The sequence below is a fragment of the Dapis hubbardiae BLCC-M172 genome, assembly GCF_050016015.1.
Taxonomy (GTDB): domain Bacteria; phylum Cyanobacteriota; class Cyanobacteriia; order Cyanobacteriales; family Microcoleaceae; genus Trichodesmium.
In genome coordinates this window covers 1-10,722 of sequence record NZ_JBNHEQ010000175.1, presented here as the reverse complement: position 1 = coordinate 10,722, position 10,722 = coordinate 1, and the positions used below count along the sequence as shown (strand labels likewise).

Annotated in this window: 7 protein-coding genes; 3 read left to right on the top strand and 4 right to left on the bottom strand. The window is 35.2% G+C overall.

The genetic code is table 11. From position 1 onward, the window contains the following. The first annotated feature begins 343 nt into the window (after window positions 1-343). The 3 genes from ACP6PK_RS15815 to cobI all read left to right on the top strand — a co-directional run bounded on the left by ACP6PK_RS15815 (window position 344) and on the right by cobI (window position 4,487). Window positions 344-2,443 (top strand): CHASE domain-containing protein, encoded by a 2,100-nt coding sequence (locus ACP6PK_RS15815; protein ID WP_426560683.1) that lies wholly within the window; start codon window positions 344-346, stop codon window positions 2,441-2,443. Between the two features lie 462 nt (window positions 2,444-2,905). Further along, window positions 2,906-3,535: a precorrin-8X methylmutase gene (locus tag ACP6PK_RS15810; RefSeq protein ID WP_426560681.1), complete on the top strand. Its 630-nt coding sequence runs from the start codon at window positions 2,906-2,908 to the stop codon at window positions 3,533-3,535. A 247-nt stretch (window positions 3,536-3,782) separates the two neighbouring features. After that, window positions 3,783-4,487, top strand: coding sequence for a precorrin-2 C(20)-methyltransferase (cobI, locus tag ACP6PK_RS15805; protein WP_426560679.1), 705 nt, complete (start codon window positions 3,783-3,785; stop codon window positions 4,485-4,487). A gap of 248 nt (window positions 4,488-4,735) precedes the next feature. Here cobI and ACP6PK_RS15800 read toward each other — a convergent pair whose 3' ends face one another. From ACP6PK_RS15800 to ACP6PK_RS15785, 4 genes are all read right to left on the bottom strand, one after another. After that, the gene (locus ACP6PK_RS15800) at window positions 4,736-5,554 is read right to left on the bottom strand and encodes an inositol monophosphatase family protein (RefSeq protein WP_426560677.1); all 819 of its coding nucleotides are present in this window, start codon (window positions 5,552-5,554) and stop codon (window positions 4,736-4,738) included. A gap of 507 nt (window positions 5,555-6,061) precedes the next feature. Further along, a complete protein-coding gene (locus tag ACP6PK_RS15795; protein WP_426560675.1) occupies window positions 6,062-6,679 on the bottom strand; it encodes an HAD-IA family hydrolase in 618 nt (205 codons plus the stop codon). A gap of 1,759 nt (window positions 6,680-8,438) precedes the next feature. Beyond that, the gene (queG, locus tag ACP6PK_RS15790) at window positions 8,439-9,365 is read right to left on the bottom strand and encodes a tRNA epoxyqueuosine(34) reductase QueG (RefSeq protein WP_426560673.1); all 927 of its coding nucleotides are present in this window, start codon (window positions 9,363-9,365) and stop codon (window positions 8,439-8,441) included. A gap of 312 nt (window positions 9,366-9,677) precedes the next feature. Then, entirely contained in the window at window positions 9,678-10,076 is a 399-nt protein-coding gene (locus ACP6PK_RS15785; protein ID WP_426560671.1) for a hypothetical protein, read from the bottom strand. Window positions 10,077-10,722: the final 646 nt, after the last annotated feature.

The following is a 10,722-nucleotide window of genomic DNA, read 5'->3' as shown; positions in this document are numbered from 1 at the left end:
GAGAAGGTAAGGAAGAAGGAAGAAGGCTTTAGTTATCTAGGAGAGAAGGAAGAAGGCTTTAGTTATCTAGGAGAGAAGGAAGAAGAAAAGGAAAAACCTTACATAAGGTGTAAATATTTCCCCAACTTTTACACGACGCGACCATACCAGCGGACATGATATAAAATATTTTACACTAAAAGAATAAGTGTTTTGTATGATATTTTCCATGTAATTTCTAAGATAAATTGATTTTACACGATATAAGCAAAAAAATATATGTATAAATAAATAAATTTAGACAAATACTTTAAAAAATGTTACAATTATAAGAATCAAAATTTATTAAAAATTATTATTAATAGTGGTGAGACAATTTCTATATTTATTCAAGCAATACCTAGCGGTGGGAGTAGTGGGATTAACGGGGATTACTCTTTCGATCGTTGCTACCCTCGTAGTTGATCACTGGGAACTAGCAAAAGATCGGGAGCGGTTTCAACAACAATCTACTGTCTTGGTGAATGAGTTACAAAGGCAATTACATAGTTACACCCAACTTACTAGATCGGTAGGTAGTTTCCTGAAATCGCCTGAAAAATTTACTAGGCAAGAATTTCAAGAATTTACAAGCTCCCTACTACCGTATTATGACGGTTTGTTAGGATTAGGGTGGAGTCAAAAAGTAGAGAATCAAGAACGTTCACTCTATGAGCAACAGTTACAAGCTCAAGGGTTAAAAGATTTTCAGATTCGCGAACATAACTCCAAAGGAAATCAAGTATTGGCACGCGATCGCCAGGTCTACTTCCCCACAACCTATATCGAACCTTTAGAACGATGGCAAGACTATATTGGTTGGGATGCTGCTTCAGACATAAAACGTTTGCTGAGTATAGAAAAAGCAGAACATATAGGAGTGAGTGTGAGTACGCCTTTAGTGCAGTTAGAGAATGGCAAACCAGGCTTTGTGCTTTACTATCCGGTCTTTGGCTCCAATAACTTGAATCCTCAATCTCTTGAGCGCGAAAACCCTGATGCCAATACAAAATTTCAAGGAGTGGTATTTGGTTTTTATGAAGTTCGGACTTGGGTAGAAAAAGCGATCGGCAATCTCAACCTTAACGGACTTGATTTCTATCTCTATGGTTTACCAGAAGATCAGTTAGATTCTGCTTTAAACAAAACTGCTGTTTCTGCCACTGACTATTTCCTCATAGCATACAAAGCTGAATCCCAAAGCTTGACAGAATCTCCTCAAGTTGCTAATTTAGAAATTATTGACAACCCAGTAGAGCAGCCACAACATCTTTGTCGTTATAGTCGTGAGTGGGAATTTTGTATCCGTTCGCTTCATACAGCACAACAGGAACTTTCCTTGTTAGTATTACCTGCTTCTGATCATTCTATATCTAGTTGGCGTTCTGAAACAGTTCTGGCATTAGGTTTATTAGTGACAGTCTCTTTGGTGATGTATTTATTAATTTCCCAGCAGGCAACTTTAAAAGTTGAGGGCAAAAATCGGGAATTAGAAGAATTACTGCAAGAACTACACCAGACTCAACTACAGCTAGTACAAACAGAAAAAATGTCAAGTTTAGGCAGGTTGGTAGCAGGTGTTGCCCATGAAATTAATAACCCAGTCAGTTTTATCTCCGGAAATGTTGAATATGCTAACCATCATTTTCAAGATTTGTTTGATTTGATTTACCTCTATCAAACCCAATATCCTACTCCTGCTCCAGAGATTGAAGCAGCTATTGAAGATATTGATTTAGATTTTATTGCCGAAGATTTACCAAAATTATTAAAATCTATGAAAGTTGGCAGTGAACGTCTGCAGAAAATAGTTTTGTCCCTGCGTAATTTTTCCCGGTTAGATGAATCAACTGTCAAGGAAGTGGATATTCACACGGGTATTGAAAGTACATTAATGATTTTGGCACATCGAATCAAGAGTCAGCCTCATCGCCCAGAACTTCAAGTGACTAAAGATTACGGTAATCTGCCTTTGATTGAATGTTATGCAGGTCAATTGAATCAGGTATTTATGAATATTTTAGCTAATGCCATTGATGCTTTAGAAGATGCAATTGAGGAAGGGAAGTTAAAGGAGCGATCGCCGATGATTTCAATTAAAACAGCTCAAGTTGATACCGAGTGGATTACAATTCAAATTACTGATAATGGTCCTGGTATTAAGACAGATATTCAAACTCGCTTGTTTGATCCATTTTTTACAACTAAACCAGTTGGTAAAGGAACGGGACTTGGACTTTCAATTAGTTATCAAATTATTTGTGAGAAGCATGGGGGCTATTTACTGTGTTCCTCTGAGGAGGGAAATGGTACAGAGTTTATCATTAAGTTGCCGATCGCCATGCAAGTTCAGAGGTCTTTTGAAAGGAAGAAGCAAGAAGGAAGAGGGAAGAAGGAAGGATGTTTGAAAGGAGTAAAAACTTAAAAGCGCTATCCCTAGAAGGCGAATCGCATTCGCCCCTACTATTTAAGGTAGACATTTCTCCAGCACTTAAGACAAACCGACATGATCAGGACTTACGCAAAACATGAAAATATACACCACCTGTAGGGGTTAACGGCAGTTAACCCCTACTAGATATAGTGGCTATGCGTAAGTCCTGATGATATTAAAGGTAGACTTCTGCTGTAAAGCAAGAAATAAATTCTTGGAGGATGAAAAAGAATTACCTACGAAACTTTTGAGGATAGTGATATTAAATCCGCTAGTATCGGTGTAAAAAAGTGTAGAAACCGGGTTTATATGAAATACCCTTGTAGGGACGTTGCATAAGGGTGTCCCTACCATCTATCTCCCATAAACCCAGTTTCTTATAATACTCCGAAGCCAACGGATTTGATATGAGGTACAGTTTAATACTAATCTCTATTCCCTATTCCCTAACCTATGATTGATTACATTCGCAATGGCGAAGAAATTTACCGCCAATCTTTTGCTACAATTCGCTCTGAAGCAAACCTAGAGAGTTTGCCTACCAACTTAGCTCATGTTGCAATACGACTAATTCACGCCTGTGGAATGACAGATATTGTAGAAGACTTAGCCGCTTCACCGGAGGCAGTACAAATAGGTCGCGCTGCATTGCTTGAAGGCGCACCTATTCTCTGTGATACTCAAATGGTAGCCAATGGAATTATTCGCCATCGGTTGCCTGCCAAGAATGAAGTTATTTGCACCCTCAATTATCCGGAAGTGCCAGAAATGGCGCAACAAATTAATAATACTCGCTCGGCGACTGCTGTTGAGTTATGGAAACCTCTGACTCATGGTTCTGTTGTCGCTATTGGTAATGCTCCAACTGCACTGTTTCACTTACTAGAATTGTTAGATGAGGGGATGGCAAAACCTGCCCTCATTTTAGGTTTTCCTGTAGGGTTTGTGGGTGCAGCAGAGTCAAAAGTGGAACTGGCAAGCAATAGTCGAGGTGTTCCATTTATCACATTGCATGGACGACGTGGAGGAAGTGCCATAGCTGCTGCTGCCGTTAATGCTTTAGCAAAGGAAAGTGAGGTATAGCATTCAGCATTCAGCATTCAGCATTCAGCTCAGGCAAAATTACAAATAAACTTTTTTCAAACTGTTCAAACTGATATAATTTACGGATGACTGGAAAATTTGGTTTCAAGCCTCCCCTTTTAAGGGGATGAAAAGAATAAATTTCAGTATTTCAAGCCTCCGTATTCTAGGAGGTACTGATAACTGATAACTGTTAACGTAGTTCCTCCGCAGGAGGCTAACTGATAACTGATAACTGATAACTGAAATGAGAGAACTAGGAAAATTATATGGATTAGGTATTGGACCGGGAGACCCAGAGTTACTGACTCTCAAAGCATACCGCATTTTAACTACTGTTCCAGTAATTGCTTACCCTATCTCAGAAAATGGTAACTCTTTGGCACGGGCGATCGCTGCTAAGTTTATTCGTTTTGACCAGATTGAAATTCCTATATGTTTGCCTTTTAATGTTAAGGAACCATCCCAACCCTATTATGATAAAGCGGCGGAAGAGATTGCCGAACACCTAAAAGTTGGGCAAGATGTGGCGGTTTTATGCGAAGGGGAACCGATGTTGTATGGGTCATTTATGTATCTCTTTCAGCGACTTTCGGGCCAGTTTCCCACGGAAGTTGTACCGGGCATTTCCTCAACATTGGCAAGTGCAGCTATGCTGGGGGTGCCACTTACTTACCGCAATGATGTTTTGAGTATTATACCTGCTACTTTGGATGAGATTCAGTTGCGCGATCGCCTTACTGTTGCGGATGCAGCAATAATTATCAAATTAGGCAGACATTTTACCAAAGTCTGCAAGATTTTGGATGAGTTGGGGTTGTTACATCGTGCACTTTATATTGAAAGGGCAACTCAAACTAATCAGCAAATTATCCCTATTACTGAGGTTGAAGCAACTGAGGTTCCCTATTGGTCTTTGGTTTTAATTCCTAGTCAAACTCAAGGGTGCTAAAAAGTTCCCTAGCTATTTGTATAGCACTACCCATTCAGGTTAGGGCAGTTATAAATCATGGAACCCTTTAACAGTCTACTGTTCCCTGTTCCCTATTCCCTATTCCCTATTCCCTAGCGCGTAGCGCTATATCAAATATCGATCAATTTGGTATTATAAATAAAACTACCCTCTAGAGGATAAAGGGTATGATTTTTGCTAAGTAATTCAAATAAGTTGCTCTGAAAATTCTATGTCTGAGTTTTGGTTTATCTTCTTAAAGATTCAACTATAGGCAAAAAATAAGGAACTAATTCTTCATTTCCCACAACCAAAGTAGGAAAGGGATGACTCAAATAATCTTTCCCTATTTCTAAAGGAAAAATATCTCCCGATCCTAATGGTATCCAAATTGCTCCTGCCGCTTTTGCGATTACCCAAGATGCAGCAATATCCCAAATTCTCGGTGTAGCTTCAATCCCACCAATAGATGCGCCAGAAGCTACAAGTAAAAAGTTATAACTTGCTATTCCTATCATTCTAATTTTTGTTGGTAATTGGGGTATGATTTTTGTACTTCGAGAGCAAAGATTAAATAAATGATTACCAGTAATTCTATCTTTAATTGGGTGAATTTGCCGATGATTTAAAAATGCTCTAGTGATAGGTGGATTACTTAAATATTTTTGATGTTCCTGATAATAAAAACCATAATAAGATTGACGTAATGGTGGCAAATTTACATAACCAAATATAGGAGTACCTCGATATAATAATCCCATACAAGTTCCCCAAATTGGCATACCTTTAGCAAAGTTTGTTGTACCATCTAAAGGATCGATAATCCAACACCATTCATTACTAGGAAATATCTGTTGACTTTCCTCTGTTAATATTCCGTGGGTGGGAAAAGTAGAGGCGATCGCTTCTCTAATTTCCCTATCTGCCCATTTATCGGATTTAGTAACTAAACTACCATCAGCTTTTTCGTCTGCTTTAACATTTCCAAAGTCTTTTAATAGTTGATTTCCTACTCTGAAAGTAGTTGTTTCTGCAAAGTTTAAAACTTGGTTCCAGAAGTCTGTCATATTAGTTATTAGTTATCAGTTATCGGTTATCAGTTATCAGTATTAACCTCTAAATTCAGACGCTTTAAATACTGAAATTTACTTTTTTTATTCCCTTAAAAGGGAAGGCTTGAGACCTTATTTTTTTGTAATTTTTATTTTTTATCCTAATTGATTTTGAAAGACCATAAACTCTTCCAATTCATTGCTTTTAAAAAAATACTATTTAATTCTTTACTTGACTTTTATTTAGAATATCACTAATTGTACACTACTACCAATTTATTTAAAAATTTTTCCTTATTACTTGTTCCTTTGGCATCATTATTTTTCCTCAAATAGATGTCGTATAATTTGAGTATTACAACTTACAAGTAAATTACTGAAAAATCAAGGTATAAAGCCTCTCCATTCATGGATAAAAAAGAAAAAACTTGCTTTTAGCTCATCCTTCTATTACAGAATAGGTAATAATTAACAATTAATTATTAATTATTGAACTTTGTATGCATATTATTTATGCTTACTTCAAAACTTATTAACTACTTCAATTAATTCTTGCGGTTGTTCAACCAAAGCATCTGGCTGATATTCAGATAATGCTTCTCTGGAATTAAATCCCCAAGTCACAGCTACTACTTTAATTTTAGCTTTCTTTGCAGCATGAATATCTCTGGTTTCGTCTCCAATATAAACCATTTCTTCCCTTTGAATGTTCTCTGATTTTAAATATTTTTTGATAACTCTATGCTTACCAAAAAGTGTTGTTCCTGAAGCGATAAAATCAAAAATAAACAAATCATATTTTTGTAAAACAACTTCTACATTTTCTTGAGCATTAGAAGTAATTATTCCTATTTTATAACCTTGATATTTGAGTTCTAACACAGCATCTTTAATACCACTAAATAACCTCACATTATTAATTTCTTTTTGAAACTCTGTTCTGATTTTTCTCAGCAAAAAAGGTACTTTAAAAAGAGATATTCCTGATTGGTTAATAAGTTCTAGGGGGCTTAATTTTTCAATTTCTGGGATTTCTTCTTTCTTGGTTTGTTTATATCCAAATTCAACTGATAGACGATTTGTGATAGCAAAAATTAGATCGAAAGTATCTGCTAATGTACCATCAAAATCAAAAATCACTATTTTTATCATTATTAAATAATAACCGCTAATTGGTATTTAATTCTATCATATCAAGTCCGATAACATAAGTATTATAAAGTACAGGTAAAGAAGGAGGAAGAAGGCTTGAAAGCAAGGAGGAAAAAACTAAAACTTGGGTAGATATTTCCCAAGGGTTTATACAAAATGATACCAACAGACATGATATAATACAAAATTCATGGATCGACAGTTATCTCTTAATCCGTTTTTCCTGTCAACAGCTCAACACTTTATATTTCGCAGATATTGTACAATTAAAACCTTTTTTCATATACTTTTATTTCCCTAGTATCCACTACTTACTCATACTATTTCTCAATGAAGTTGCACTTAATAAAAGATAATATAGCGTTTCTCAAGTTACTGAGGTACAGTTGTTTTTCTTATTTTCTATTCCCACCGAACCTGAATTACTAATCCCTATCTCCCTTACTCCCTTACTCCCCTACTTCCCTACTCCCCTACTCGCTCAAACCAACGAATTTTTTACCTCACTCTTTTTGGGAATTGCTATAGCTGTTAGTAAAATTTAGGTCTGGGTAAAAATTATCAAGTGCATTATTACAGAGAAATGGTATGAATTCATCTTGGTTGATAATTAATTCAACTATTGCGCTCTAGTTTTTAGATTTTAGATAAACTAGCAAGGGTGGCGATAGTGTTACCGAATTATTAATTATTAATAATTAATAATTAAATAATTCGCGCCTTGAAGCCTCCCCTTGGATAGGGGAAAAAGCGGTCGTTTGCGGAACGCTAAACGCCATATCCAATCGACCAAGAGAAAAGTGCTCTTGAATTTCCTGATCTTCAATTCCCGTGCGGTTTTAACGGCTAGGTAATTATCAATTATCAATTATCAATTATCAATTAATGAAGCACCGCTACGCGTTTTCCTTGACAGCCGAAAACGCCTAATACCAATTTTCCCAAAGAATATTACGAATAATAAGTGTGATTAAAAGACTTTATAAGAGATGTCCTTTTGATAAAAAAGATAATTTATTACCTAAAAAATGGTATCTAAGCTATTAATTATAACTTCTGTACGGGTGATTCGGGTTTGCGGAGGATGAGAAACGGAAATTGCCCCTACTACTCCTGACTCCTAAAAAATCCCGTAACTATTTATAATAAACATTTATCAAATTGGTATAATACCATTTATCCATAAATTTACACTTAATAAAAGATAACAACTGTCAGTACAGTTCAGGTCTGGGTAAGAATTATTAAGTGGATTGTTATAGATAAATAGTATTAGTCACTCTCTGTAATATTTTATAAAATTAGTATCATTAATTGTTGTTTTTTTCTAAGAGACTGTTTGTAAAATAAGTATTAAGAAAGGATCGTAAGTGACTAAAATTTAAAAGGGGTAATACTTAAAGGGATTGAAATCTGGTAGATAAAGGCGTGGAAAGGTACATATATTCCTCAATTTTTCAGTGACAAATAGTTGTCTTAATTTCTTCCTGCTTATTCCCAATTCCCTCTTTCGAGTTATCGCGGTTTTCACTTCATGAATTGCATTACTTCTTCCTTCTTCCTTCTCTCCTAGATAATATGAGCCTTCTTCCTTTAAACCCAAATCTCTGTACTCTAAAAAACATGAAAACTGCTATAAGTATTCTCTATCTCCTTTTTTATATTTCTTGATACATTCAATCTCTAATAGATTGAGAAAATATAAATCAATAAATCTATGGGGGTAGATAATTTTTAATTTTCACGCTTATTGAAGATTAGCACGAGCATTTCGTTGCAGCATTTCCGGTTTAATGCGTCGTAATGCAGAGGCCGGAAACTGCTTATTCCAATCTTCTTCTGATATCTCTGCTAATTCTGTTAACTGAGGTGCTAAATTATCAGGGTAGGGTTGAAAATCATCAATATTTGTCTCTTGAGCAAATCTTTGATTCCAAGGACAAACATCTTGGCAAATATCACAACCTGCAACCCACCCTTTTAAATTTGACTTAATATGTGCAGGCAGTTCAGGATTTCTGTTTTCAATTGTATGATAAGCAATACAAAGATTTGCATCAACAACAAAAGGTTCTACAATGGCATTAGTTGGACAAGCTTCAAGACAACGAGTACAACTACCACAATGTGAAGTATGGGGGCGATCGCTTGTCAACTCTAGGTTAGTCAACACTTCCCCCAAAAATACCCATGAACCATATTCTCTAGTAATTAGATTACCATTTTTTGCTATCCAACCTAATCCAGCTTGCTCCGCCAATGCTTTTTCCATAATAGGGCCAGTATCTACATAATAGCGGGTTAAAATCTCCTTGTCTTGCTCTTGCAGCCAGTTGGCCAAAGCTTTTAACTTTTTGTGCACCACTTTGTGATAATCCCTACCCCACCCATAGCGAGAAATTTTGCCTATCTGATTATTTTCAGAGTGTTGATGTGGCGTGTAATAATTGAGTGCCACACAAATAACAGACTCTACCTCTGGCATAACTCGCTTTAAATTTTGACGTTTGGGATTAGCCATCCATTCTAAATTTGCCTGATAACCCTTATTCAACCACCCTTGTAATCTATTTATTTCTGAGCCAATTTCATTAGCTGAAGCAATCCCAACTTTGTGAAATCCTAATTCTAGGGCTTTTTGTTTAATTTGACTACTTTTAATCGGGGATTTCATCGATATGATTTGTTTTAGACAACATTTTACTCGACATTCTTATAGATAAATAAAGAGAGAATGTATAAGAATAGTCGTCTTTTTTATGTACGATTTGCAACTTATTAACATGAACACTCTAAGTTTGATTTATATCTGATTCCTAAACCTAGCTAAAACTGTTATTTAACTTAACTCTTGTGGAATTTATAGTCTGCTAAAACATAACTTATAAAACCCAAGTATGGTCATAAAATTAGCCTCCGAAATATTTATAAAGTAAATATTTTAATTTGAAGTTTTTGGGGATATTTGTAAGGAACTATTTAACATTCATTCTCCCAGTTCCACATCTTTAGGACGGCATTTCCAGTCAGGATGACTTGTCATTAACAAGCTCTCTAAAGTTTCTCGATCAAATATATGACATACTAATAAGCCATTGAAATAACATTCAACAGCATAACAGTTTTGAGTAATGCAGCAGATATAGCAGCTTTTTAAATATCTCTCTATTTTGATATGTGCCCCTGATTCTAAAGCTTGAAATTTTTGGATATTTTGTTTAAATTCATCTATAGAAGACACGATTAAACCAGGAATCATGGCTGTTAGTGTTTTTTCTCCATTAATGTGAATCCAATAATTGCGGGTAGAATCAATTCCTTTTAACCAAGGAGACTCATCATCTTTGAGACGGTAGCGAGGTGTTAAAGGAAAAAACTTATTCATATAACTAACCTAAAATATATTGTTATTAAAAAAACTTATTTTTATTTTGTAGTAAAGTATCCTGGAGTTGCAACTTAACTTAACAAAAATTATTAAATACTACAAAATTATGGGCGTTTTATTATATAAAAGGTGATTAATAGCTTTAGAGAAAGAGGAAGTATAAAGATAAAATTTACCTTTTCTGCAAAGATTGATCCCAAGGTTTCAGCAACGCAAATTTTTTTAACGTTTAATTAGACCTACCTACTTATTCAATCGAACATAAGATAATATTCTTTTTTCATGCTTGGTATTAAATATAAAAATTCTAGCGGTTTATCACTCATGTTGACTTGCATTACTTCTTCCTTCTTCCTTCTCTCCTAGATAATATGAGCCTTCTTCCTTTAAACCCAAATCTCTGTACTCTAAAAAACATGAAAACTGCTATAAGTTTGAAACTTGCCAGAAGTTTTCCAGGATGTTTGAATAGTCTTACCGAATTATTAATAATTAATAGTTAAATAATTCTGGTTTAAAGCCTCCCCTTGGATAGGGGAAAAAAGTGCTCTTGAATTTCCTGATATTCAATTCCGTAACGGTTTTAATCAGAGGTAATTATCAATTATCAATTATCAATTATCAATTATCAATTATCAATTAT